At 61.0% G+C, this 22,318-nt stretch carries 26 protein-coding genes; 14 read left to right on the forward strand and 12 right to left on the reverse strand.

The features are described 5' to 3' along the window. Nucleotides 1–71: 71 nt before the first annotated feature. Both SynBMKMC1_RS12840 and SynBMKMC1_RS12845 read right to left on the reverse strand, forming a co-directional pair. A complete protein-coding gene (locus tag SynBMKMC1_RS12840) occupies nucleotides 72–1,469 on the reverse strand; it encodes a TIGR03279 family radical SAM protein (protein ID WP_186472013.1) in 1,398 nt (465 codons plus the stop codon). Between the two features lie 19 nt (nucleotides 1,470–1,488). Next, complete coding sequence (locus tag SynBMKMC1_RS12845) at nucleotides 1,489–2,349, reverse strand: undecaprenyl-diphosphate phosphatase (RefSeq protein WP_186472014.1); 861 nt, start codon at nucleotides 2,347–2,349, stop codon at nucleotides 1,489–1,491. A gap of 147 nt (nucleotides 2,350–2,496) precedes the next feature. Between SynBMKMC1_RS12845 and SynBMKMC1_RS12850 the strand changes: the two genes are divergently transcribed. The 3 genes from SynBMKMC1_RS12850 to nadB all read left to right on the forward strand — a co-directional run bounded on the left by SynBMKMC1_RS12850 (nucleotide 2,497) and on the right by nadB (nucleotide 5,444). Next, complete coding sequence (locus SynBMKMC1_RS12850) at nucleotides 2,497–3,216, forward strand: DUF3120 domain-containing protein (protein WP_186472015.1); 720 nt, start codon at nucleotides 2,497–2,499, stop codon at nucleotides 3,214–3,216. Between the two features lie 114 nt (nucleotides 3,217–3,330). Continuing rightward, nucleotides 3,331–3,708, forward strand: coding sequence for a photosystem II complex extrinsic protein PsbU (psbU, locus tag SynBMKMC1_RS12855; protein ID WP_011934091.1), 378 nt, complete (start codon nucleotides 3,331–3,333; stop codon nucleotides 3,706–3,708). A gap of 53 nt (nucleotides 3,709–3,761) precedes the next feature. Continuing rightward, nucleotides 3,762–5,444, forward strand: a complete 1,683-nt coding sequence (nadB, locus tag SynBMKMC1_RS12860; protein ID WP_186472016.1) for an L-aspartate oxidase — start codon at nucleotides 3,762–3,764, stop codon at nucleotides 5,442–5,444. Between the two features lie 21 nt (nucleotides 5,445–5,465). Here the strand turns inward: nadB and SynBMKMC1_RS12865 are convergent, their stop codons facing one another. Then, a complete protein-coding gene (locus tag SynBMKMC1_RS12865; RefSeq protein ID WP_186472017.1) occupies nucleotides 5,466–6,407 on the reverse strand; it encodes a vitamin K epoxide reductase family protein in 942 nt (313 codons plus the stop codon). A gap of 70 nt (nucleotides 6,408–6,477) precedes the next feature. Here SynBMKMC1_RS12865 and rimO point away from each other — a divergent pair, with 70 nt between their 5' ends. Continuing rightward, complete coding sequence (rimO, locus tag SynBMKMC1_RS12870; protein ID WP_186472018.1) at nucleotides 6,478–7,884, forward strand: 30S ribosomal protein S12 methylthiotransferase RimO; 1,407 nt, start codon at nucleotides 6,478–6,480, stop codon at nucleotides 7,882–7,884. Further along, nucleotides 7,881–9,107: an MFS transporter gene (locus SynBMKMC1_RS12875; protein WP_186472019.1), complete on the forward strand. Its 1,227-nt coding sequence runs from the start codon at nucleotides 7,881–7,883 to the stop codon at nucleotides 9,105–9,107. Before rimO ends, SynBMKMC1_RS12875 begins: the two co-directional genes overlap by 4 nt. Here SynBMKMC1_RS12875 and SynBMKMC1_RS14765 read toward each other — a convergent pair. Next, nucleotides 9,094–9,294, reverse strand: coding sequence for a hypothetical protein (locus SynBMKMC1_RS14765; protein WP_255486205.1), 201 nt, complete (start codon nucleotides 9,292–9,294; stop codon nucleotides 9,094–9,096). The two genes, SynBMKMC1_RS12875 and SynBMKMC1_RS14765, sit on opposite strands and share 14 nt — an antisense overlap. 48 nt (nucleotides 9,295–9,342) lie before the next feature. On the opposite strand from SynBMKMC1_RS14765, the gene SynBMKMC1_RS12885 reads away from it, so the two are divergent. Beyond that, a complete protein-coding gene (locus tag SynBMKMC1_RS12885; RefSeq protein ID WP_186472020.1) occupies nucleotides 9,343–10,917 on the forward strand; it encodes a B12-binding domain-containing radical SAM protein in 1,575 nt (524 codons plus the stop codon). Nucleotides 10,918–10,942: 25 nt separating this feature from the next. On the opposite strand, the gene SynBMKMC1_RS12890 is transcribed toward SynBMKMC1_RS12885, so the two are convergent. Beyond that, nucleotides 10,943–11,317: a DUF4346 domain-containing protein gene (locus SynBMKMC1_RS12890; RefSeq protein WP_186472021.1), complete on the reverse strand. Its 375-nt coding sequence runs from the start codon at nucleotides 11,315–11,317 to the stop codon at nucleotides 10,943–10,945. Between the two features lie 24 nt (nucleotides 11,318–11,341). After that, nucleotides 11,342–12,523: a GNAT family N-acetyltransferase gene (locus tag SynBMKMC1_RS12895; RefSeq protein WP_186472022.1), complete on the reverse strand. Its 1,182-nt coding sequence runs from the start codon at nucleotides 12,521–12,523 to the stop codon at nucleotides 11,342–11,344. Nucleotides 12,524–12,606: 83 nt separating this feature from the next. Here SynBMKMC1_RS12895 and SynBMKMC1_RS12900 point away from each other — a divergent pair, with 83 nt between their 5' ends. Beyond that, nucleotides 12,607–13,068 (forward strand): hypothetical protein, encoded by a 462-nt coding sequence (locus SynBMKMC1_RS12900; RefSeq protein ID WP_255486206.1) that lies wholly within the window; start codon nucleotides 12,607–12,609, stop codon nucleotides 13,066–13,068. On the opposite strand, the gene SynBMKMC1_RS12905 is transcribed toward SynBMKMC1_RS12900, so the two are convergent. Together SynBMKMC1_RS12905 and SynBMKMC1_RS12910 are read right to left on the reverse strand one after the other, a co-directional pair. Next, nucleotides 13,023–13,709 carry a dihydrofolate reductase family protein gene (locus tag SynBMKMC1_RS12905; protein ID WP_186472023.1) on the reverse strand — a complete coding sequence of 229 codons (687 nt, stop codon included), beginning with the start codon at nucleotides 13,707–13,709 and terminating at the stop codon, nucleotides 13,023–13,025. The two genes, SynBMKMC1_RS12900 and SynBMKMC1_RS12905, sit on opposite strands and share 46 nt — an antisense overlap. A gap of 12 nt (nucleotides 13,710–13,721) precedes the next feature. Then, nucleotides 13,722–14,642 (reverse strand): 6-carboxytetrahydropterin synthase, encoded by a 921-nt coding sequence (locus SynBMKMC1_RS12910; protein WP_186472024.1) that lies wholly within the window; start codon nucleotides 14,640–14,642, stop codon nucleotides 13,722–13,724. 51 nt (nucleotides 14,643–14,693) lie between these two features. Between SynBMKMC1_RS12910 and SynBMKMC1_RS12915 the strand changes: the two genes are divergently transcribed. Further along, complete coding sequence (locus SynBMKMC1_RS12915) at nucleotides 14,694–15,269, forward strand: shikimate kinase (protein WP_186472025.1); 576 nt, start codon at nucleotides 14,694–14,696, stop codon at nucleotides 15,267–15,269. Between the two features lie 3 nt (nucleotides 15,270–15,272). Here the strand turns inward: SynBMKMC1_RS12915 and SynBMKMC1_RS12920 are convergent, their stop codons facing one another. Then, entirely contained in the window at nucleotides 15,273–15,536 is a 264-nt protein-coding gene (locus tag SynBMKMC1_RS12920; protein ID WP_011934102.1) for a chlororespiratory reduction protein 7, read from the reverse strand. Between SynBMKMC1_RS12920 and SynBMKMC1_RS12925 the strand changes: the two genes are divergently transcribed. Continuing rightward, nucleotides 15,535–16,257 carry a DUF6816 family protein gene (locus SynBMKMC1_RS12925; protein ID WP_255486207.1) on the forward strand — a complete coding sequence of 241 codons (723 nt, stop codon included), beginning with the start codon at nucleotides 15,535–15,537 and terminating at the stop codon, nucleotides 16,255–16,257. The two genes, SynBMKMC1_RS12920 and SynBMKMC1_RS12925, sit on opposite strands and share 2 nt — an antisense overlap. Here the strand turns inward: SynBMKMC1_RS12925 and SynBMKMC1_RS12930 are convergent. Beyond that, nucleotides 16,226–16,954 carry a glutathione S-transferase family protein gene (locus SynBMKMC1_RS12930; RefSeq protein ID WP_186472026.1) on the reverse strand — a complete coding sequence of 243 codons (729 nt, stop codon included), beginning with the start codon at nucleotides 16,952–16,954 and terminating at the stop codon, nucleotides 16,226–16,228. The two genes, SynBMKMC1_RS12925 and SynBMKMC1_RS12930, sit on opposite strands and share 32 nt — an antisense overlap. Before the next feature lie 59 nt (nucleotides 16,955–17,013). On the opposite strand from SynBMKMC1_RS12930, the gene SynBMKMC1_RS12935 reads away from it, so the two are divergent. Genes SynBMKMC1_RS12935 through SynBMKMC1_RS12955 form a run of 5 tightly spaced genes read left to right on the forward strand, consistent with a single transcriptional unit; the run spans nucleotide 17,014 to nucleotide 21,304 of the window. Continuing rightward, nucleotides 17,014–17,220 (forward strand): DUF751 family protein, encoded by a 207-nt coding sequence (locus SynBMKMC1_RS12935; RefSeq protein WP_011934105.1) that lies wholly within the window; start codon nucleotides 17,014–17,016, stop codon nucleotides 17,218–17,220. Between the two features lies 1 nt (nucleotide 17,221). After that, the gene (gene rbfA, locus SynBMKMC1_RS12940; protein ID WP_011934106.1) at nucleotides 17,222–17,644 is read left to right on the forward strand and encodes a 30S ribosome-binding factor RbfA; all 423 of its coding nucleotides are present in this window, start codon (nucleotides 17,222–17,224) and stop codon (nucleotides 17,642–17,644) included. Beyond that, on the forward strand, nucleotides 17,631–19,244 hold the full coding sequence (locus SynBMKMC1_RS12945; RefSeq protein ID WP_186472027.1) for a glycoside hydrolase family 3 N-terminal domain-containing protein: 1,614 nt from the start codon (nucleotides 17,631–17,633) through the stop codon (nucleotides 19,242–19,244). Before rbfA ends, SynBMKMC1_RS12945 begins: the two co-directional genes overlap by 14 nt. 36 nt (nucleotides 19,245–19,280) lie before the next feature. Then, entirely contained in the window at nucleotides 19,281–20,489 is a 1,209-nt protein-coding gene (locus SynBMKMC1_RS12950) for a glycosyltransferase (protein ID WP_186472028.1), read from the forward strand. Next, a complete protein-coding gene (locus tag SynBMKMC1_RS12955) occupies nucleotides 20,486–21,304 on the forward strand; it encodes a uroporphyrinogen-III synthase (protein WP_186472029.1) in 819 nt (272 codons plus the stop codon). Before SynBMKMC1_RS12950 ends, SynBMKMC1_RS12955 begins: the two co-directional genes overlap by 4 nt. Here SynBMKMC1_RS12955 and SynBMKMC1_RS12960 read toward each other — a convergent pair. Further along, nucleotides 21,274–21,636, reverse strand: a complete 363-nt coding sequence (locus SynBMKMC1_RS12960; RefSeq protein ID WP_186472030.1) for a hypothetical protein — start codon at nucleotides 21,634–21,636, stop codon at nucleotides 21,274–21,276. The two genes, SynBMKMC1_RS12955 and SynBMKMC1_RS12960, sit on opposite strands and share 31 nt — an antisense overlap. A 229-nt stretch (nucleotides 21,637–21,865) precedes the next feature. Continuing rightward, nucleotides 21,866–22,315, reverse strand: coding sequence for an SRPBCC family protein (locus SynBMKMC1_RS12965; RefSeq protein ID WP_011934111.1), 450 nt, complete (start codon nucleotides 22,313–22,315; stop codon nucleotides 21,866–21,868). Nucleotides 22,316–22,318 lie beyond the last annotated feature (3 nt).

The following is a 22,318-nucleotide window of genomic DNA, read 5'->3' on the forward strand; positions in this document are numbered from 1 at the left end:
GGCAAAACTCCTGCGAGTAACAGAAGACGTGCAGCAGTCCGACGCACAACGATTCCGGGGCTGGGCGGAGCTTAGGGGTTTTTGTTCTGCTGACCGAGAACAGCAGCCACGATGTCAGCTGCTCCATGCACGATCCGGATCGGTACCGGCAGTTGCTCCTGCACCTCATCGAGGGTCATGTCATCCAGGAACACAGGCTGACCCTGCCGGAGCATCACGGACGGAAGAAGCAACTGATCCCCCAGAACCTGATCTCTGAGTCCATGGAGAAGATCTTCTCCTGTGAGCAAGCCCGTCACCACTTGATCCTGACCCCAGTAAGGGCTCGGAAGTCCATGCAACGTGAGCGTTACACCATCAACTTGGTTAAGCCGCTCCTGCACCGGTGCCAGAGCCTGATCCACCAAACGGCCCACCACCCAGCTGCTGTGAACAGACGAATCGATTCGTTCAGGCAGCTGCTCCGTGGCCTGATCCAGTGCCTCAAGAAAGGCCCGGATCGTGCCGACACCGTTTTCTTGTTGAGGCAGATCTTCGTAGGTGCCCCTCGAAGGCAAGGGCTGACCTGCGATCAGATACCACTCATCAGACAGCCAGGCGAAACGTGTACCAAGCCGTTGCTGGAAGCTGGACTGAAGCGATTCCACCGCCTCAATCACTTGGCGTGCGTCCGACGGCGTGACAGCCCGCAGTCCATCCTCAGCAGGCCGAAAGCGCGTCAGACCCACAGGCACCACAGCAGCGGAAAGAACAGCAGGCCATTCCCCTGCCCCGAACCGCGCCAGGTCAGTGAGTGTGCGAACCAAAGCCTCGCCATCATTCAGTCCTGGGCAGACCACCACCTGGGCATGGATCTGCAACCCACGGCACGCGAACCAGTCGAGCTGATGCAGCAGTTCACCCGCCCTGGGATTGTCGAGCAGTCGTGAACGCAACCCTGGGTCTGTGGCATGCACCGACACGAACAGGGGGCTGAGACGTTGCTCTTCGATGCGCGTCCAGTCGCTCTCGCTGAGATTGGTCAGCGTTAGGTAGGAGCCGTAGAGAAAACTGAGCCTGTAGTCATCGTCTTTGAGATAAAGACTGTCGCGATGCCCGGGCGGCTGCTGGTCGATAAAACAGAAGGGGCAGCGGTTGGTGCATTGCCGCAGGCCATCAAACAACGCCTCGGTGAACGCAAGACCGAGGCCGTCATCGGCATCCTTTTCGAGTTGCACGCGATGGAGCTTTCCGGCGCTGTCTTGGACCTCGAGGGTGAGATCTTCCTCAACGGTGAGATAGCGGTAATCAATCAGGTCGCGCGGGCGTACACCGTTAATGCTGAGCAACTGATCGCCGGGTTCGAAGCCGAGCTCCTCTCCGATCGAACCAGGCTCCACCGATGCAACAACCGCAGGCTGGGGCTGACGCCCAGCACTGGATGGATCGAGAGCGGCAACAGCTACGCCTGCGGAGGGTTCATTCCACACGAAATGGATTCAACTGATTTCAGTTTGAGCCAGAACCAGCCCACCAGGCCAACAGAAGAATTCCGAACAGCAACCGGTAGATCACAAACACCCAGGTGCTGTGTCGCTGCAGGAATTTGAGCAACCAGTCGATAGCCAGCCACGAGACCACCGCTGCAGAGACGATGCCAACCATCAAAGGCAGAACACCCCCTGCACTGGGCTCAGTGAATGCATCTTTGAGCTCCACCAGCCCCGCAATGGTGATGGCAGGGATGCCCAGAAGGAAAGAAAACCGAGCGGCATCGGGCCGTTTCCAACTGTCAAAGAGCGAAGCAGTGAGGGTGCTGCCGGAGCGGGAGACACCAGGAATGAGAGCCAGAACCTGGGCCAATCCCACAAGGAGTCCATCGCGGCCCTGAACCTGATCGAGCTGCTTGGAGCGCGGTCCGAAACGCTCAGCAAGAGCAAGCAGGAGGGCCATCAGGATGGACACCCCAGCAATGGCGGGAACACTGCGCAGCGGCGAGGTTTCGTAACCAGGCCAATACAACTTGATCGCCAGTCCGGCAAACAGGATGGGCAGGGTGCCAATCGCCATGGCGATTCCCAGTCGCGCTTCCGGCTCGCGCCATTGCCCCCTGCGCACAGCACCACTGATCCCGCGCAGAACAGCAGCCAGATCTGCCCTGAAGTAGGCAATCACCGCCACGATGCTGCCCAGTTGAATCACTGCAGTCACCGAAACGCCGGGATCACCCCAACCGGCGAGCACCGGCACAATTTTGAGGTGGGCTGTGCTGCTGATGGGCAGAAACTCCGTGAGTCCCTGCACAACGCCGAGAACGAAATCTCTCCAGATGGCTTCAAGAAGACCAGGCTCCGACACCGCAGATTCCAATGGTTGGGTGGTTGGACGCTATGCCCAACAGGCTGAGGGCGCCAGTCCTGCTGAAGATTGAGTGCTGAGCCCTCAGACAGGCTCGAATCTTCTAAGGTTTCGATTCTTTCTTCACATTGCGGAGGTGCGGCCTTGTCCAGCGGGCTGATGCAAAACCCAGCCGCGGACAAGCAGAGGCTCTCTGCCACTGCAGTTCTGGCATCCCTCCCGTTTTGGGCGTCGGTGCTCGTGGTGATGCCTGTGTTCGTCCAGGCCCCATGGGTCCGTCAGCATCCATTGAGTGCTTGCCTCTTTGGACTCGTGCTGACGCTCGCGGGAATCCTGTGGAGCCTTAAGGCTGATCGAAGCGAACAGGGCGATTTTGGCGCCCTCGTTCTGGGATTCAGCGGCAGCTGGATGGCTGGAAGTTTGTTCTGGGGATGGCTGCCGGCCCACCCGGTCCTGCATGTGCCGGTCGAGGCTTTCGCCCTGCCTCTTGCCTTAGCTGGGCTCACAACCCGCTGGCGCTGCGCCTGCGCCTTCTACTTGGCGTCCCTGATCGGAACAGCCTTCACCGATCTTTCGATGGCCTTATCCGGGGTGATGCCCCTGTGGCCCGAGGTGGTAACAGCCACGGCCGACCAAGCTCCCAATCTGTTGCGAGCAGCTGCCGCTCAGGTCCTCACACCGAAGTCTCTTCTGGTGGTGATCGTGGCAGCAGCGTTGATTACAAGACTGGTTGCTGTATGCCGCTCACGCGCTGATCGGCTTGGAGACGACTCGAGCGCATGGTCCATTGCGTCCTCGGTGCTGTTCACCACCTTGGTGATTGACGCCGTTTTCCTGGGAGTGTCCCTGCTGGCTCCAAGCCTGAGCGGACTCATCTGAAACGAACTGCAAAAACCCCGGGGCTTTCTGCGATGGCCAGGGAAGAGCACTTGTAATGTTTGCAGGTCGGTTCTTCCGGCATCATCCCGATCCGATTCTCAGACGGAGAATTTCATGAAGCGTCTGCTGTCCTGGCTGACAGGTCTCGTCGTCATGGCTGGCTTGCTGTTTTCTTTGGCCACCCCCTCAGGCGTTCAGGCCGCTGACATCCGCAATGTGGCTGACGACAAGATCGCCGAACGCGGCGACAAAGTTGATTTGAACAACTCATCGGTGCGGCGCTTCCAGCAATTTCCCGGGATGTATCCCACCCTGGCCGGAAAGATCGTCCTGGGCGGTCCCTACGAGTCTGTGGATGATGTGCTGGCTCTTGATCTCACCGACCGCCAGAAGGAGCTGTTCGAGAAGTACCGCGATAATTTCACGGTGACGGCACCCTCGATTGCTCTGAATGAGGGCTTCGACAGGATTAACGACGGTCAGTACCGCTAAAAATGCGTCATGGTTGAGCCGCCGGATCCTTCGGTGGTTTACGACAAGCTCCGATGAGCAGCGTGCGATCAACATCCCAGGATCCGATCCACAACGGCCCCTGGGATGTTGTGGTTGTTGGAGCAGGAGCGGCGGGTCTGATGACCTGCCTGGAGCTTCCCCCTGACCTGAACGTTCTGCTTTTGAACAGAAACGCTGGTCGGCGCTCATCGAGCCGTTGGGCGCAAGGTGGAATCGCAGCGGTCACCGGCCCTGATGATTCTGCGTTGTTCCATGGGGAGGACACCCTGAAGGCAGGGGCAGGTCTCTGTGATGGCGATGCCGTCCGTCTCCTGGTCGATCAGGCACCCCACTGCGTGGAAAGGCTGCTCTCCCTCGGCATGGCGTTCGACCGCAATCCCGATGGATCACTAGCGACCACCCTCGAGGCAGCTCACAGCCAGCACCGGGTGCTGCATGTGCAGGACCGCACCGGCAGAGCCTTGGTGGATGTCTTGCGCGAGCGCGTCGAAGCCAGACCAGGCCTGGTGCATCGCCGCGGCGTGCGCGTCACCCAACTCTGGGTCGAAGACCAACGCTGCTGCGGTGTTCAGATTCTTGATGGTCCCTGGCTGCACTGGGTTCCAGCCCGAGCAGTCGTTCTCGCGACAGGAGGAGGCGGACACCTCTACACCAACACCACGAATCCACCCCAGGCTTGTGGAGAAGGGGTTGTGCTCTCCTGGCAAGCCGGAGCTGCAGTCGACGATCTGGAATTTGTTCAGTTCCATCCCACGGCGCTGAAACTTGCTCATGCACCTTGCTTCTTGATCTCAGAAGCCGTCCGTGGCGAAGGCGCCGTGTTGGTTGACCCCTCAGGACGAAGTCCTGTGGCCATGCTGACCCAGCGCGACCTTGCTCCACGCGATCAAGTGAGCAGAGCCCTGCTGCAAGGCATGCGAACCCAGGGATTGAGCCATCTGGGGCTGGATCTCTCACCAATACCAGCAGAACAAGCCGAACGACGCTTCCCGACGATTCTTGAGCGCTGCCGGGAGTATGGCCTTCGCCCTCTACAGGAGCCAATCCCGGTGGCACCGGCCGCGCACTACTGGATGGGCGGTGTCGCCACGGATCTGCAGGCGGCAACCACGATTCCGGGCCTTTTCGCCGTTGGAGAGGTGGCCTGCACCGGGGTGCATGGTGCCAACAGGCTGGCCAGCAACTCATTGATGGAATGTCTTGTGTTCGCCCGACGACTCAAGGACATCGCTCTCAATGAAAGGAGCGCCCCCACCGTCTCCAACCAAGGGCTGGAGCCGTTCAAGCTGAGCACAGCGGAGCTAATGCCTGGGCAAGACCCTGAATCCCTGCACCGATCGATCAACGCGCTTCGAGCAGCCTGCTGGGATATGGCCGGAGTTGATCGACGCGTGAACGGGATGCGGCAGACCTTGCGGGAGCTCCTCCAAGCCAGCAGCGCGTTGCAATGCAGCCCACTGCTGGAGGTGATGCGCAACCAGGAGAAAGACCGATGCTTCCAGCTCGAGGAAACCTGCCGGAGCAACCTCAACCTTCTCCTTGATCTTCACCACCGCCAGCAAGCAAGCCGCCTACTGCTGGATGCTTGCCTCTTTCGCACCGAGAGCAGGGGCGGGCACTACCGAAGTGATGCACCGTCACCGCTTCCGCAATGGCGTTGCCATAGCCGCCAGGTGAAGGGCAAGAGCATCCACACCCGGCCAGTCAGCGATTGAGATGCACTGGCCGCTCAACCATTAAAAATTTGTCTCTCCCTTAAAACCCGACAAACGGGCGAGAACCTTCAAAGGCTTGACACCGGAATCAAGTTTGCCGTTGATCTCCCAGGTGGGGAAACCCTCGATTTTTTTGCTTTCACAGAGAGCCCGCTGATTGTTCTGGCCATCTGAAGCGCACTCGATCACCGTGAGCTTCTTCGCCGCTTCTTTTCCAAACGCTTCCTTCTGCTCATGACAGTGGGGGCACCAGTAAGCGCTGTACATCACGGCGCCAGACGCAGTGAGATGCTCCGCCAGAGCCACCTTGGCTGGCGTGCTTTCGGTGGTCACCAAAGGGGGTGCTCCAGCTCCGGTCACCGGGGCATCAGGACGCTCCGGATCGAGAACGGAAGCCCAGATCAAGCTTCCCAGCAGCACGGCGAGAGCAAGCAGGAAACCTCGGAAGAACAACTTGGATGGGTCGTCCCAGCCACCACCGGCTACGGCAAGAATTAAAAGGAGAACGGCCAGGGTTGCGGATAAGGCACAAAAGAAACAGAACGCCTGGATCTTGAACACCATCAGTCCAACCAGCACAAGGCTGAAGACCGCCATTCCCAGGGACACGGCAAACAGCCCCCACCAGGTGCGCCGCGCCAGATCACCACGATTTTCGGCAAGCCCTGGGAGCAGAGGAACCAAGGCCATGATCAACACAGCGATGTAAGCCAGCAAACCAGCAAACGAGAGCGGAACGCTGAAACCATCTCCTTGAAACAGTGTTCCCCAAGGGCTGTTGAGCACCTTGTCGCAACCGTCCGCGCCCATGGGACACGTGAGGTTTCCCAGCAGACCCCAACGCTTCAGGGTGATCGAACCGGTGTCGATCACGCCCACGGTCGCGAGCACGGCCATGGCAATCCGTACCCATTTCGAGCCCTGATCCTGGCGACGGCGGCTGGTGAGTCTGCTGGCGGCCATGCGAACTGTAGAGAATGGGTGAATTCTGGCAGGAGTGGGAGCGGGATTTATGGTGATTGATTGATTCACCATGCCCATGTCCCCGGACCCACGTCCTGGCCGAGACGGGGCCAGCACCAAACCAACCGTGGCGTTTGCCCATCTGGGCTGCGAGAAGAACCGAGTCGATACCGAACACATGCTCGGTCTCTTGAGTGAAGCGGGCTACGGGGTGAGCAGCGATGAATCCGTCGCCAATGTGGTGGTTGTGAACACCTGCAGCTTCATCCAAGACGCCAGGGAAGAATCCGTCAGAACACTGGTCGGACTTGCAGAACAAGGAAAGGAACTGATCATCGCCGGATGCCTGGCCCAGCACTTTCAGGAGGAGCTTCTGGAGTCCCTCCCTGAAGCGAAAGCGATTGTGGGAACGGGCGACTACCAGCACATCGTGGAGGTGCTGGAACGGGTGGAAGCCGGCGAACGGGTGAACCGGGTCAGCAGCACACCAACGTTCGTGGCCGACGAACGACTCCCGCGCCATCGCACCACCGGCGAAGCTGTGGCTTACCTGAAAGTTGCCGAGGGTTGCGATTACCGCTGCGCCTTCTGCATCATTCCCCACCTCCGTGGCAATCAGCGCTCGAGGCCGATCGAATCGATCGTGGCAGAAGCCCATCAGCTGGCCGCAGAAGGTGTCAAGGAACTGATCTTGATCAGCCAGATCACCACCAATTACGGCTTGGATCTCTATGGACGTCCCCGCTTGGCCGACCTGTTGCAGGCCCTCGGAGACGTGGAGATTCCCTGGATTCGCGTGCATTACGCCTACCCGACAGGCCTGACCAACGAGGTCATCAGCGCGTACCGGGATGTGCCCAACGTGCTGCCCTATCTGGACTTGCCTCTGCAACACAGCCACCCCGATGTGCTGCGCGCCATGAATCGCCCCTGGCAGGCCGATGTGAACGAGCGGCTGCTCGATCAGATCCGAAACCAGCTACCCGACGCGGTGCTGCGCACCACGTTGATCGTGGGCTTCCCAGGAGAAACGCAGGAGCAGTTCGAGCATTTGGCAGGTTTTCTGGAGCGGCAACAGTTCGATCACGTCGGCGTGTTCACCTTTTCACCGGAGCAAGGGACGGCCGCAGCCAAATTGCCCAATCCCGTCGATGCCGACATCGCCTTAGCCAGAAAAGATCGCCTCATGACGCTGCAACAACCGATCTCTGCGGCGGCCAATGCCCGCTGGGTGGGCCGCACGGTGGATGCCCTGATCGAGCAACACAACCCTGAGACCGGCGCGATGATCGGTCGCTGTGCGCGTTTTGCACCAGAGGTGGATGGGGAGGTTCACATCGCACCCAAAGCCGACGGACTGCAGGCGGCTCCGGGAACCATGATCCCAGTTCAAATCACTGGATACGACATCTACGACCTCCGCGCCGAGATCGTGGGAGCTGCATCGATGGTGGCCTCGGCGCGGTCTGCCCTGTGAGCGCACGGGGGCTGCACGAACGCCAACGCATTATTTTCCTGATCGCCTCTGGCGTCAGCACTGCCGGATCCTTCGCCGGATTGACTGCGAAGGGATGGATCCTCATGGATGAAACGGCAGCCCCCATGGTGCTGGCCCTTCATTTCGCAGCACTCTCGCTGCCAACACTTTTGGTGAGCGGTCCGGCAGGTGTTCGCACCGATCGCATTGGCTGTGAAACGGTGTTGATCCAGGCGCAATGGGCACTTCTAGGAGCAGGACTGATCGGTGCCGTGGCCATTCCTTGGCTGGATGGACTGCCCCAAGTGCTGATGCTGCTCGCCAGCACGCTCCTGGTGGGAATCGCAGGGGCCTATGAACTCACAGCACGCAACAAATACTGCGCCCTTCTCGTTGACGACAATGCCCAGCTGGCTCCTTTTCTGACCAGTTTCTCCGTGGTGTTCAACGTGGGCAAATTGGTCGGTCCACCGATTGGCGGCTGGCTGGTCACACTCACGGGTCCGGCGACGGCATTGACCCTCGATGCAGCCACCTATCTTCTGCCGATCGCCAGCGTGATCTGGCTTTTGCATCCGAGGCTTGAGAAGGAGCAGCGCAGCACATCGGCTGAGGGATCTTCGCTTGCAGTGGCGTGGAGAGACTGCGGAACAACCTTGCGCCACGTGGTGTTGTTCACGGGCTTGATGTGTGTTGTGGGCTTTTTCCACCCTGGGCTGGCCCCATTGATTGCCGCTCAAGAATTAGGAACAGACCCGATGGACCTCGGGCTGTTCACCAGTGTTTTGGCCTTGGGCAGCATTGTCGGTGGGCTCATCCTTCAGCGCAACAGTCACCGGTTCTGCAGGCGCCCATCGCTCACGTTGGCGGGATTCGGCCTGGTCACAGCTGTGGCTCAATTGGGCATGGCCCGAGGGGGGCCTGTCCCTTTCATCCTCTTGATGACGCTCTTCATCGGTGCTGGCACGGCTGGACTTCTCAGCAGCAGCAATCTCATCACCCAAGTGGGATCCAGTCAGATCCTGCGGGGACGGATGGCCGGTCTCAGCCAGATCGCCTTTCTTGGCGGGGGAGGACTCAGCGGCCTGATTGCCGCGCAGCTGAGCATCAGTGTTGGGCTGCCCACCACATTCGCCATTTCCGGTGGGGTCGGGGTGGTGCTGGCCTTGATGGAGATTCGCCGCCGAGGCAACACCGTCCTGACGGAGATCAGATCAATTTGATCCCACGCAACACCAGGCTGATACCCGCAGCGGTCACGAGACCGGCACCGACCAGACCCAGATAGATGACAACGCCCATTGCAATCACAGAATGCTGACCTATTAGATCAGAAACCGGGGCTCCAGACGACAGATCCCGCCTAAGCTTGCGTGCATCGAAATCAAAAGGAATCGGACGGGTCTGCAAGCAGGGTCGACCGTCAGCACTAGAGCTCAACAAACGCGACCTCGGATTATGCGCACTCTGTTCATCTATCCCCTGTTCCCGAAGACGTTCTGGAGCTACGAAAAAATCCTGGAGCTTGTGAATCGCAAGGTTCTGCTCCCGCCCCTCGGCCTCGTCACCGTGGCAGCGCTGCTCCCCCAGGAATGGGAGATGAAGCTGGTCGACCGCAATGTTCGGGAGATCACCGAAGCGGAGTGGAACTGGGCTGAATTGGTGGTGATCTCTGGAATGATCGTCCAGAAGGATGACATGCAGGTTCAGATCGAGGAAGCGAAGCGCCGGGGTCTTCCCGTGGCCGTTGGAGGCCCTTACGCGAGCTCAACACCCGACGCCCCTGAAATCGCGAATGCTGATTTCAAAGTGCTGGATGAAGGAGAGATCACGCTCCCGATGTTCATTGAAGCGATCCAGCGAGGAGACAGTGGCGGCCGGTTCAGCTCCGAGGGGGAAAAACCCGATGTGACCTCAACCCCCATCCCCCGTTTCGATCTGCTCGAACTCGACGCTTACGACTCGATGAGCGTGCAGTTCTCCAGAGGTTGCCCCTTCAATTGCGAGTTCTGCGACATCATCGTTCTCTACGGCCGTAAGCCCCGCACCAAAACGCCTGACCAGCTGGTTGCCGAGCTTCAAAGCCTGTACGACCTCGGATGGAGACGGTCGATCTTCCTTGTGGACGACAACTTCATCGGTAACAAGCGCAATGCCAAGTTGCTGCTTCCGGAGATCAAACGCTGGCAGGAAGAGCGGGGTTACCCCTTCAGCTTCGCCACAGAGGCATCAGTCGATCTGGCCGACGACGAAGAAATGATGCAGATGATGCATGAGGCTCGTTTCGAAAGCGTGTTTCTTGGCATTGAAACGCCCGATGAAGCCAGTCTCGAAACGTCTCGAAAAATCCAGAACACTCGCAACCCTCTGGACGCGGCTGTGGATCGCATCACCGCCAACGGCATCCGTGTCATGGCTGGCTTCATCATCGGCTTCGATGGTGAGAAAGACGGGGCCGGACGTCGCATCGTGGACTTCGTGACCCGCACAGGAATCCCCGCGGCGATGATGGGCATGCTGCAGGCTCTGCCCAACACAGCGCTCTGGTATCGCCTTGAGAAAGAAGGTCGCCTGATTCAAGACAAGGACGCCGCGAAGGGCGTGAATCAAACCAATCTCCTCAATTTCAAACCCACGAGACCGATCCGAGACATCGCCAATGAGTACGTGGAGGCGTTCTGTGCTCTGTACGAGCCCAATGCCTACATGGATCGGGTGTACTCCTATTACCTGAAGATGGGCGCTCCTCGCTGGAAGGGGTCCACCCAGCTGCCGACCTTGACCGATCTCAAGGCGCTCTCGATCGTGATCTGGAGACAGGGGCTCAAGCGCAGCACGCGCGGACGCTTCTGGCGTTACATGTTCGGCATGGCCACCCAGAATCCAGCACTGCTCGAGCAGTTCCTCGTGGTGCTGGCACACAACGAACACTTCCTCGAGTACCGCTCCATCGTTCAAAGCGAAATCAGGGAGCAGCTGGAATCACTGCCCCCAGAGGAACCAAGCGAATCCAAAGAACTTCAACCCGTTTGAGTACGAAGGCTCCCTTGAAAACCGCTCAATCCTGAACGTAAGGCTTGCCTTGCAGTAGGCAGGCCTCAGCTTTCTGGAGTTCCCGTCCGAGATAAAGCGCGTGATCCAGGCGGCTCACCGGGTGCGGTCCCTCCCCTTCCGTGAGAGCGATCCCTAACTCTTTCGCTGTTCGACCTCGGTAACAAACGGTCGGAGCGCGTTGACTCCCCCCTCGGCAACTGAGCACCTCACCGGTTTCAGGATCCGTGGCGCGCCCCTTGGCATCCACATCGTTGCGAAAGTGCTCCGCCACGAGCTCGCCCGCACTGGAATCGACCCGGATCAGAAAATATCCGCTGGGGTCCAGTGCAATGAAACGCTGGGAGAGCTGGTCATCGAGGGAAGGGGTGCGATCTGCCATCAGGTCACCCTACGAATCAGCTGGTCAACGTCCAAGATCTGGGGGTTGAGCGCGGAACGGCAGATCCGCATTGATGGCCTCGATCTCTTCCTGCATCAGGGCATTGGCCCGCGGAAGCCACGCGCGGATCAGGGTATCCATCTGAGGGTCATACCAGCGATGAAGACTGGTTCGCGCCGTAACCACGAAACCCCGGCGGCGCTTGTGACTGCCACCGGCTCCTGGATCAAAACTCACCAACCCCTGCTGAAGGGCCCACTCGATTGGGGCGTAGTAGCAAACCTCGAAATGGAGGCAATCAATCTCCTCATCACTCCCCCAATAGCGCCCCCAGAGGTGCTGGGCGTCTCTGACGCACAGCGACATGGCCACCGGTTCGTTCAAGTCACCACGGTGGGCATTGAACAGAACAACATGCTCCGCCAGTGAGGGATCGCAAAGCCGATCAAAAAAGCTGGCATCCAGGTATTTGCTGCCCCAGGGCCCCCAGCGGGCGCAGTGTTGCGCATAGAAGTCGTGCATCCTCGACACCAATACGGGAGTGAGTGCGTCCCCGGTGATCGCTGTCACCGTGAGGCCGGCAGCACGCACGGCCTTGCGTTCCCGTTTGATGTTGCGACGCTGATTGGCGTTGAAACCAGCGAGATAATCATTGAAGGTTTGTTGGCCGTCTGAAGACCACAAACTCTGTTGATTCAGCCAGCTGGCACAACCGGCTGCTTGCGCGAGTGGCTGCCAGGCGGGATCCACGTAAAGGAAATTGCAGCTGAGAATGCCGTGTCGTGCGGCGAAATCATCGATCAAGCCGAGCATCACTGTGGTGAGCTCCTGGGGGTCTTCGCTGGAGGCCACATGGAAGCGATAACCCTGCACCGGGCTCACCGGGCTCATCCCGATCAACTTCGGGTAGTACCGCAACCCGAGATCACCGGCCAAGCGCGCGAACGACTGATCAAACACGAATTCGCCATAGCTGTGGCCCTTGAGGTACAGAGGAGCGACGGCAACGAGCTGGTCGTCGTCCCGCCACAACGACAGATGCAGAGGCTGCCAACCCTGGTCGGGAGCCACGCTGCCGGAGCGTTCCAACGCCAGCAGCCAGGTCCAGCGATAAAAGGGGCAGATCTGATCACCAAGCAGCTGGTCCCACTGCTCTTCAGGAATCTCGCTGATGCTGCGATGCCAGCGGGCCGAAAGCGACGCCATCCCAGGCCAATGCACAAGCAGAGAAGAAACCCTAACCAGGTGGGATCAAAGAGGCGAAACTGAAGGATCGATCGTGTCGACCCTTGATCTGGACAAGAGCCTGGCAGCCTCTCTTGATGGCCTCCCTGGCCGTCGGCATCAACACGCTGGCCGTTGAAGCCAAGGCAGGACTACTGACCCCCCTGCTGCAGTGGATCCGCCCCACGCTGGAGCAGCGGCTTGCCGGGGAATGCCAGCGGCTTGCCAAGGAGGCCGTCGACAGGATCGACACCAGCACTCTGCCTCTGGGTGAGCTGGTGGCTGAACTCGACGAGGCGGTTGGACCACCGTGCCGAGAACTGGCGCGTCCAGCCAGCGAGTGCTTGATTCGCGAAGCCTCTCGCAGTGGAAGGGAACTCGGGATCTTCAGTGAACTCATCAGCGGTCGGGTAGGAGACGACACCCAGGTGGTGGTCCAACGCTGCTTGGCCTCTCTTCTGGGCTTGCCGGCCGCAGGCCTTCAAGACCTTCCGTTCGACGACTTGATGCTGCGGTTACGCCGGTAACGCACGAGCAGCTCGTTACCACCCAGGGGCCGGCTGTGCTCCAGCAACCAGGCATCCGCCGCGGCCAGGGTCTCAGGGAGAGCTTGGGCGTTGGCCGGAACCCAGCCAAAAGGGCCACCGAGAACGCGAGGGCAGAGGGTGAGCTGCAGCTCGTCGACGGCATCGTCCGCCAACAGTGATTCACAAAGTCGAGCTCCCCCCAAGAGCACCACTCTCGACCAGCCACGGGCCGCCAGGCTGGCCAGGGACTGGGCCCATGATGCAGCGAGGGGAAAGCCTTCGAGGAATCCTTCGGCACCGCCCCCTCCTGGACTGAGGAGGTAACGCGCCAAGGGCTGCTGAAACAACGGCCAATGCTGAGGGAACTCCACGTCGCGGGCCACAACGAACAGTGCAGGCTGTTGAGGGCGTCCTGTGGATTGGCGCTGCTCGAGGAGATCCCGGGCATGAATCAGACAGCTGGAACGATGGGCCCGCACGGTCCCGGCCCCGATCAACACCGCGTCCGACCAGGCCAGAGCTTCCTCTAAAGCCCTGCGATCACCGGAACCACCCAGATGGGAAGCGCCACCTTGGGGGAAGGCCAGACGTCCGTCGAGGCTGACGGCCAGCACCAGCCTGACTGTTGTCTGATGGGTCATCCAGGGATGGGATCAGACCGGTGCCGCTGCTTCCAACGTGGCTGGTGTCATGTCGAGTTGGGGCATTTCGGCATAAACCTCAGCCGCATTGTTGGGACTTTCCTGAAGACGAACCTTATGGAGGTGCGCACCAATGGCCCCCACAGGACCCGAAAGACGGTCGGCAATGTGCAGGGCGATGTTTTCAGCGGTGGGGACGCACTCCGCGAAGAAAGGCACGTCCTTATTGAGGAAGGTGTGATCGAAAGGCTCCACCACCAGATCATCCACAAGGCGCTGGAGCGCAGAGAGATCGCAAACCATGCCGGTGCGGGGATCGATGGCACCGCGCACGGTCACGTCCACCAGATAGTTGTGACCATGACCGTGGGGGCGGGCACATTTGCCGTAGATGCGATCGTTCTCTTCCTGGCTCAGCTCAGGCCTTGCCAGACGGTGGGCAGCAGCGAAATGGGTGCGGATCGTGAGGAAGGCGTCCATGGGATGTCCGAGGTAGTCGGCCCAGAGGCCCGGTTGTTCGTAGAGGCGAAGTGCCGTGATCGGCAGGTGAGGTGAAAGCCGTTGCCAGATGCGATGCACGAGCGCTTCGGTGGTTGGCAGGCAACCGTCCGGTTTCGACACATCAAAGTCCGACCAGGCGTCGTTCAGGAATCGGAAGTTGAGCTGATCGGTGACTTCTTTACGGATGGCGTGCTTCACCTCGGAGAGGTTGAGCACCATGCCATCGGCATCGAGGCCACCAGCCATCGACACGATGAGCTCGTAGTTGTGTCCATGACCGGGAGCCAGCGCACAGGCACCAAAGCGCGCTGCGTTGTCATCAGCAGACAGTTCCGGCAACCAGTAGCGGTGACTGGCGCTGAAACAGGCTCGGCGGGTGATCACGCAACCGCGACCCTTGCCATGCCGGGCGATCGACTTCGTTTCAGTCATGTGAAGGTCCGGCCGGCAGGCATCCTAATGAGCTAACAGCCATTCGGAGCCATGCTGGATCCTGTTCCATCCCTCAGACAGCGGCTTGGCGGCCGAAATCTGTATCTCGTCGGGATGATGGGGAGCGGAAAAACCAGCACCGGTCGGCCTCTCGCCCAACGCCTGGAGTACGGCTTTGTGGATTCCGATGCTGTGATCGAGCAGGCCGCTGGCTGCACCATCCCCGACATCTTCAAGCGCGAGGGTGAAAGCGGTTTCCGCAACCTCGAGACCCAGGTGCTCAGCGCCATTAGTCAGCGCCACTCCCTCGTTGTGGCGACAGGGGGCGGCGCCGTGACGCGCCCTGAAAACTGGGGCGCGATGCACCAGGGGATCGTGATCTGGCTGGACGTGGAGCAGCAAAGGCTGTTGAAACGGCTGGAGTCAGACGACACACCGCGACCCCTTCTGCAGGAACAGGACCCTGCCCTGACCTTGAACACACTGTTGACGGCCCGTCGGCCGATGTATGCCGAAGCCGATCTCACGGTGGTGATCGATGGTGAGCCGCCGGATGAGGTGGCCGACGGAATTCTGAAACTGCTGCCAACGCTGATCCAGGACCCACCGAAGCAGCGACCCGATTGACCATCAGCTCTGAGGCGGCTCCAGGCGGACGGCATACCACTGCACGCAGACTCCTGGCGAGGTCTCCAGTTCACAGGCGGTATCGAGCAGGCGCTCTGCGGCTTCGCTCGCCCCATCGCATCCGCGAAGATCTTCAGGCCACGGATTGAGCGCCGTCAGTCGTTCCGTCAGCCATGTCAAGGTGGCGGCGGCCGTTAAAAGCTGCTCAGATTCACCGGGAACAAGCACCACGTAGTGATCAAGCGATCGAATCAGAGGGTCTGACATGAAGCGGAGGCTGTTGCTTGTGCTGTTCACCATGCTGCTGCAGCTGCTGATTGTGACGGGTGCGAACGCTGCAGAACCAGCCAAAGCATCATTGCTCGAGCAACGCGCGCTGGAATGGCCCGAGTGGTCGCTGCCTGCACCTCTGCCCCGGCCGAAGGCCCGTCAGGATCTGATTTACCCCGACTGGTTCGCGGGTGACTGGGAGGTGCAAAGCGACACGGTGAACCGAGATGGTTCGATCATCGAGAGCGAACCTCCTCTGCTGCACAGGGCACGCTTCCAACGCAATCGGGCAGGGCAACTGGTGGGCGACCGCCCGTTCAACGCCACCGCCATCGGCAAAGCGCTTCTGGGGGACAAACTTCTGTCTGTCGAGCAGGACCCCGAGCGTGTGAACCGTCAACTGGCAAGGCTCAGCGGCGATGTTCTGCTGGAAACCAGCGTGATTGGCCGCCGTGAGGCCGTGGTGCCAACTGACAACGGCAGAGAGGCATTTCTAAGTGATGAGCTCGTGCTTCAGATCGTGCATGGCCCAGGAGCGCCGCGACTGAGCAGGATCGAAACCCTGACGCGCTACGAGCAGTGCGACGCCAAGATCTGCGCGGATCAGCGGCAGGTGAGTTACGGGGCCCCAGGACTGCAAACGGATCAGACCCTCGCAGGGCGCAGCAGCCGGTTTCGGCTGGTTCTCACTCGGTTGCCGCAGGGTCGCGCTGATTGAGCTGGGCTTCCAGCTGATCACGCCAGTGGAACAACGACTGCAGGCGTGGATGGTCGCTGAGGCCGGGAACGCCGCGGCCAGCCAAAGCGTCTCCGGATGAGGCAGGAAAGCGCAGCAGGGAGAGCTGAGCAGCGACAGCAAAATCCGCCAGGGTGAGCTTGTTTCCAACCAGATATCCGTTCTGGTCGAGGCCTTCGGCGAGAGCCGTGAGACTGCTGAGCATGGACGCCCTCTGCTCTTGCCCGAGCAGATCGCCCAAGGTGCTCAACCAACCGCCAGGCACCCCAGACATGACCTGACGCAATGGCGCCGGCAAATCATCCGGCAGAAGCGCCAGCCTGAGCTGACCATCGTCGGCTGCAGCCTGCAGGAGAGCAGCCCGGGTGGACGCGGCCAGGGTTGTGTCAGCCCAATCCTCGATCAGCTCCACTTGAGCCCTCTGGAGTGGATCAGAGGGAAGCAGAGCAGGCTCGGGCCGCAACGTTTCGAGATAGCGGCAGATCGCGCTGGAGTCCGCGAACACCTGATCACCATCCACCAAAACGGGAACCTGGCGCTGACCCGACATCCGGAACACAGACAGCTGCCCGAGTCCGGGCGTGACCTCCACCTCACGAAAACTCAGATCTTTGGCGTGGAGCGTCATCCGCACCTTCAAGCAGAAGGCGGAGTGGCGGAATTGGTGGAGCTCCAGCATGTCCAGACCGGGGCAGGGACCGGCAGAGTAGCCATGAGAAACGGATCAACGCCATCGCCATGCGCGAGTTCTTCGTCAATGTGACCCGCTACCCGCGCTATCTGATCGCGTTCAGCCTCGGCGTGCTCAATTCCGTTGCGGAACCGCTGGCGCGTCGACGCAGCAATCCCGTGACCGCCGTGGCACTGATCGGAGCCTTGATCAGTGGCTTCATCAGCCTCGCTCTGGTGTTGCGTGCCATGGTGTCTTCAGCACCAATGAGCTGAGATGGCTCCTGGACGACGGGTTGAACGTGTTGCAGCTCTGATCCGCAAGGAGACGAGTGAACTCCTGATGCACGGCATCCGCGATGACCGCGTGCATCAGGGACTGATCAGCATCACTCAAGTGGACGTGAGCGGCGATCTGCAGCACTGCAAAATCTTCGTGAGTGTGCTGGCCGATCCTGAGGGCAGAGCCCAGGTGATGGAGGGTCTGCAAGCAGCCAGCAGCTTCCTGCGCGGAGAGCTCGGTCGTCGCTTGCAGATGCGGCGGGCACCGGAAGTGGTGTTCCATCTCGACCGTGGCCTGGAGAAGGGAGCCTCCGTTCTGGGACTGCTCGGGGACCTCGAGCGCGAACGCCAGGAGCGGGGGGAGATCCCCCCAGGCAGTGACGATGCTCAAAACTGCCACGACGATGAACCCAGTTGAGTTGCGGCGGGCGGTGTCTCAGCTGCTGGTGGTGAGAGCCAGCGGTCATGCCGGCGATCAGCAACGGCGATACCCACGCTGGGAACTCAGCAACAGTGAGCTGCAACGCCAACTGCAGAACGGCGTCGGCGGGGTGATTCTTCTGGGAGGCACAGCCACCGAACTGCAGCAGCGCTGCCGAACCCTGCGCGCTTGGGCCGCTGATGACGATCTGCTTCTCTGCGCCGACGTGGAAGAAGGGGTCGGTCAGCGCTTTGAGGGCGCCACTTGGCTTGTGCCACCGCTGGCCTTGGGTCGCTTGCATGGGCACAACCAGGCGGCGGCGATTCGTTTCGCGGAACGCTATGGGCGTTGCACCGCTGACCAGGCTCGCCGATGCGGACTCAACTGGGTGCTGGCGCCGGTCTGCGATGTCAACAGCAACCCGGCCAATCCAGTGATCAATGTGAGGGCTTGGGGCCAGGCTCCAGAAGCCGCCGGTGCACTGGCTGAGGCATTCCAGCGCGGTTTGCAGGCTGGAGGCGTTCTTGGTTGCGCCAAACATTTCCCCGGACACGGCGATACCGCTCAGGATTCCCATCTGGAGCTCCCCGTGCTGGCGCATGCGCGGGAGCGGCTCGAGCAACTCGAACTCAAACCATTCCGGCGGCTGATCGCTGCAGGCGTCGAGAGCGTCATGACTGCCCATTTGCTGATCCCAGCCCTGGATGCCGAGCGGCCCGCGACCCTGTCTCCCAAGGTGCTGACCGACCTTCTCAGAGTGTCCCTTGATTTCCAGGGACTGATCGTCACCGATGCGCTGGTGATGGAGGCGATCACGAGCCTGGTGGGTCCCGGTGAGGCTGCCGTGCAGGCCTTCGAAGCCGGTGCGGACCTGATTTTGATGCCCGCTGATGCTGACGAAGCCATCAACGCTGTCTGCGCAGCCCTCGCGAGCGGACGCCTTCCCGCCTCGCGCCTCGAGCAGTCTTTACAGAGACGGCGGGAGGCGCTGCAACGCTGCCACGGGCGCCAGAGTCAGAACAAAACGGCAGGAGAAACGACAGAAGAGCACCAACTCGCCCTCGAACTCGTGGGCGCCACTCTCGAAGTCCAGGGAGCCACTCCGGTCGATGCCCCTGCCGGTGGCGGTGTGACCCTGATCCGCGTGGACGGTGTGCTGGCCTGCCCATTCCTGCGCCCTGAGGCGCCAGCCATCAGCTGGCCCGCACGCCGCGGATTCAGGCCGATCCTCTGCCACGAGCTTGGAATCAGCCCCTGGCATGACCCTCCACAGGCCGACCATCCTCTGGCCCTGGATCGACTCGGGGAAGGACCGGTTTTGCTGCAGTTGTTTCTACGCGGCAATCCATTTCGCGCAGGCCGTGATCGTGAAGACCCTTGGCCGGCAGCCATCCGCCAGCTCTTGACACTGAACCGCCTGGCGGGGTTGGCGGTGTATGGCTGCCCTTACCGGTGGGAGAGCCTGCGAGCGCTTCTCCCCAGCAGCATTCCCGCCGCCTACAGCCCTGGGCAGATGGCCGAGGCCCAGCAGATGCTGATGGGCCGGTTGCTGGGGGAGGAGCACACGCTCGAGTTGGGAGGCGAATTCACCGACTGAACGGCACTAATCTCAGCGCCAGTACGGGACGCCGTCATGCTCAGCCTCTCGATGATCGTTCGCAACGAAGCCGAACGCATCGAGGCCTGCCTGAACTCAGTGAAAGGCTTCGTCGACGAGATGGTTCTGCTCGACACCGGCTCAACGGACAACACCGTGGCCCTGGCTGAAGCTGCCGGTGCCCAGGTGGAACGGCTGGACTGGCCCGGGGACTTCGCGCCAGCGAGAAACGCGGCACTCGAACACGTGAGGGGGGACTGGGTGCTGGTGCTGGATGCCGATGAACGCCTGCGCGCCGAGGCGATTCCAGCGATCCGAGCCTTGATGGCGCAACCGGATGTGCTGGTCATCAATCTGCTTCGCCACGAACTCGGTGCTGCCATGGCCCCGTATTCCAATGTGAGCCGGCTGTTCCGACGCGACGCACGCATCTGCTGGAGCCGGCCTTATCACTCGATGATTGACGACAGCGTGGCCGAGATCCTTCAGCAGGAACCGCACTGGCGGGTGGCGAACTGCGCGGAACCGGCGCTGCTGCACGATGGCTACAGACCCGACCTCCTCAATCGGAGTGACAAGGCCGAGCGACTGCGCCAGTCGATGGAGCAGTGGCTGGAGGATCAGCCGGGTGACCCCTACGCCTGCACCAAGCTTGGGGCACTGGAGGTGAGCAGCGGCAACCATGAGCGAGGCGTCAATCTCCTGCGCCAAGGGCTTGAACAGCTGCCGGATGGAGCCGGGAGAACGGCTGAGCGTTACGAGTTGCTCCTCAACCTGGGGATTGCTTTGGCGCCTGAAGATGCAGTGGCTGCCGAAGGCTTGTACCGGCAGGCGCTTGATCTGCCCTTGGATGTGCGTTTGAGCCTCGGTGCCCGGCTGAACCTGGCCGCCTTGCTGATGCAGGCCAATCAGCTGGATGAGGCGATTCAGCTCACCACCACGGCCTGCCAGCATGCCCCTGAAGTCGCGCTGGCCTGGTACAACCTCGGCCTGATGGAACGACGCCGGGGCGACCTCGCCGCATCCCTGCGCGCCTATGAGCGTTCCCTCGAGCTCAATCCCGATCACGCGGAAAGCCACCAGAACTTCGCCGTCGCGCGATTGATGGGTGGCGATATCGACGGAGCACGCGCCAGCTTCCGCGCAGCGATCGACACGCTCCACGCCCAAAATCGCGCAGAAGAGGCCGGGGCGCTTCAAGCCCAGGTGAGCGGGATCGTGAAGCTCGATGGGAGTGCGTCATGACAGATGGCCAGGCCCTTGCGCTGCAGGGACGCACGGTGGTGATGACCCGGGCCATGGAACAGCAGAGTGAAGGCCGCCGACTGCTGGAAGCGCTCGGTGCCGATGTTCTCGATCTACCGGCTCTGGAGATCGGCCCCCCGGATCACTGGGGTGCCCTCGACGATGCCTTGGCTGAATGGGACACCTTCCACTGGCTGATCGTCTCCAGCGCCAACGGCGCGAATGCCGTTGAAGAGCGTCTGCAAAGGCAAGGGAAGGCATTGGCCCATCGACCGGCCAGCCTCAAAATCGCAGCGGTGGGACGCAAGACCGCCAAGCGCCTGGAGGAGCTGGGTTCGGAGGCGGATTTCGTGCCCCCCGAGTTTGTCGCCGACAGCCTGATCGAACACTTCCCGGTCTCAGGCTGGGGGCTGCGCATCCTGCTTCCAAGGGTCCAGAGTGGCGGGCGCACCGTTCTGGCCGAAGCCTTCGGCGAAGCCGGCGCACGGGTTGTGGAGGTGCCGGCTTATGAATCGCGTTGTCCGCAAGCGATTCCCGCCGCAACGCTGGATGCCTTGCGAGCCGGGTCGGTGGATGCGATCTGTTTCACCAGCGGCAAAACGGTGCTGCACACCACACACCTGCTGGCAGAGAGCCTGGGGGAGGAGGAGGCGACGGCCAGGCTCAAACGGACTGCCCTGGTGTCGATCGGTCCGCAGACGAGTGATCGTTGCCGCAAGCTGCTGGGCCGTGTGGACCAGGAAGCCCATCCCCATGACCTCGAAGGTCTGGTGATGGCTTGTGTTCAGGCAATGCAGAAGGGAGATTCGGTTTGACCGACCACCGAAACGGTGAGGCAACCTCGGCGCAAATCGATGGTCTGCACCACCCATCCCACCGGTAATAAGCCGCTCGACTCCCCAGGGCAACGTCCCCTGGCGCCAATACAGACCGGTCCTGAGCCTTCTGATGTGGTCACCAGGGCGCGACGCTGACCACCAACCGCCAGCACCCCTTGAACCTGAAGCCCCAGGCCCTGCGGTTGATCAGCATCGGAAGCACTGGACTCTTGGGCCGATGCCGAGACAGCAGCAGTGACAGGAGCAAAAGGATCAGAGCGGCCATCGGGAACCGCGCTGAGCACCTGCTCAAGACTGGGCAGGGGCACGAACGAGGAGGGGGGAGCGATCCGATCTGGGGAACGGCTGGGGAGCTCAGAGACAGCATCCTCAATCCGAGGCGGCTTCAAGTTTGGAGTGACGGTGTTTGGGGCGACGGTGTTTGGGGCGACGGTGTTTGGGACGTCACTGCCGCAAGCACTGATCAGAATCGAAAGAAGCCCCGCCAGGCTCGCTCCACGCACCGATGCCCAAGACCCATGGCCTCGGGCACGCGCTTCAGCCCCCGGATGCCTGTTCCCGTTCAACCAGATCCCGGAATCGATCAAGGTTTGCCTGAAGCTCCTTGGTAACAATCCCACCCAGGATGGTGGGTTCCATCAGCGGTGCCAAGACCCCGGGAAGCTCGTAGGTGACTGAAAGCTTCACCGCAGTCCGTCCCGGCTGCTCTGCGTAAAAACGAACAGCGCCTTTGGTCGGCAGACCACCAACGGATTCCCAGTGCAGCTGCTGCGCTTCAACGCGCTGGGTGATGCGAGCCTTCCAGTGAAACCGAAATCCCTGGGCGGCGAGGGTCCAGTCGGTGAGTTCGGGATCATCCAGGGTTTTCACCGATTCGATCCAACGCATCCACTTGGGCATGGCCTCGAGATCGCTCCAGACTGCCCACACCCGATCCACGGGAGCGTTGACCTCGGTGGTCACGGAATGTTCAAGCCAGCGTCCCATGGG

Origin of the sequence: Synechococcus sp. BMK-MC-1, assembly GCF_014279955.1 — a bacterium.
GTDB lineage: Bacteria > Cyanobacteriota > Cyanobacteriia > PCC-6307 > Cyanobiaceae > Synechococcus_C.

Bases quoted from the DNA above. Each gene is read 5' to 3' on its own strand.
- SynBMKMC1_RS12850 (WP_186472015.1), top strand. From the start codon at position 2,497: ATGCAAAACCCAGCCGCGGACAAGCAGAGGCTCTCTGCCACTGCAGTT.
- psbU (WP_011934091.1), top strand. From the start codon at position 3,331: ATGAAGCGTCTGCTGTCCTGGCTGACAGGTCTCGTCGTCATGGCTGGC.
- nadB (WP_186472016.1), top strand. From the start codon at position 3,762: ATGAGCAGCGTGCGATCAACATCCCAGGATCCGATCCACAACGGCCCC.
- SynBMKMC1_RS12865 (WP_186472017.1), bottom strand. From the start codon at position 6,407: ATGGCCGCCAGCAGACTCACCAGCCGCCGTCGCCAGGATCAGGGCTCG.
- rimO (WP_186472018.1), top strand. From the start codon at position 6,478: ATGCCCATGTCCCCGGACCCACGTCCTGGCCGAGACGGGGCCAGCACC.
- SynBMKMC1_RS12885 (WP_186472020.1), top strand. From the start codon at position 9,343: ATGCGCACTCTGTTCATCTATCCCCTGTTCCCGAAGACGTTCTGGAGC.
- SynBMKMC1_RS12890 (WP_186472021.1), bottom strand. From the start codon at position 11,317: ATGGCAGATCGCACCCCTTCCCTCGATGACCAGCTCTCCCAGCGTTTC.
- SynBMKMC1_RS12895 (WP_186472022.1), bottom strand. From the start codon at position 12,523: ATGGCGTCGCTTTCGGCCCGCTGGCATCGCAGCATCAGCGAGATTCCT.
- SynBMKMC1_RS12905 (WP_186472023.1), bottom strand. From the start codon at position 13,709: ATGACCCATCAGACAACAGTCAGGCTGGTGCTGGCCGTCAGCCTCGAC.
- SynBMKMC1_RS12910 (WP_186472024.1), bottom strand. From the start codon at position 14,642: ATGACTGAAACGAAGTCGATCGCCCGGCATGGCAAGGGTCGCGGTTGC.
- SynBMKMC1_RS12915 (WP_186472025.1), top strand. From the start codon at position 14,694: ATGCTGGATCCTGTTCCATCCCTCAGACAGCGGCTTGGCGGCCGAAAT.
- SynBMKMC1_RS12925 (WP_255486207.1), top strand. From the start codon at position 15,535: ATGAAGCGGAGGCTGTTGCTTGTGCTGTTCACCATGCTGCTGCAGCTG.
- SynBMKMC1_RS12920 (WP_011934102.1), bottom strand. From the start codon at position 15,536: ATGTCAGACCCTCTGATTCGATCGCTTGATCACTACGTGGTGCTTGTT.
- SynBMKMC1_RS12930 (WP_186472026.1), bottom strand. From the start codon at position 16,954: ATGCTGGAGCTCCACCAATTCCGCCACTCCGCCTTCTGCTTGAAGGTG.
- SynBMKMC1_RS12935 (WP_011934105.1), top strand. From the start codon at position 17,014: ATGCGCGAGTTCTTCGTCAATGTGACCCGCTACCCGCGCTATCTGATC.
- rbfA (WP_011934106.1), top strand. From the start codon at position 17,222: ATGGCTCCTGGACGACGGGTTGAACGTGTTGCAGCTCTGATCCGCAAG.
- SynBMKMC1_RS12945 (WP_186472027.1), top strand. From the start codon at position 17,631: ATGAACCCAGTTGAGTTGCGGCGGGCGGTGTCTCAGCTGCTGGTGGTG.
- SynBMKMC1_RS12950 (WP_186472028.1), top strand. From the start codon at position 19,281: ATGCTCAGCCTCTCGATGATCGTTCGCAACGAAGCCGAACGCATCGAG.
- SynBMKMC1_RS12955 (WP_186472029.1), top strand. From the start codon at position 20,486: ATGACAGATGGCCAGGCCCTTGCGCTGCAGGGACGCACGGTGGTGATG.
- SynBMKMC1_RS12965 (WP_011934111.1), bottom strand. From the start codon at position 22,315: ATGGGACGCTGGCTTGAACATTCCGTGACCACCGAGGTCAACGCTCCC.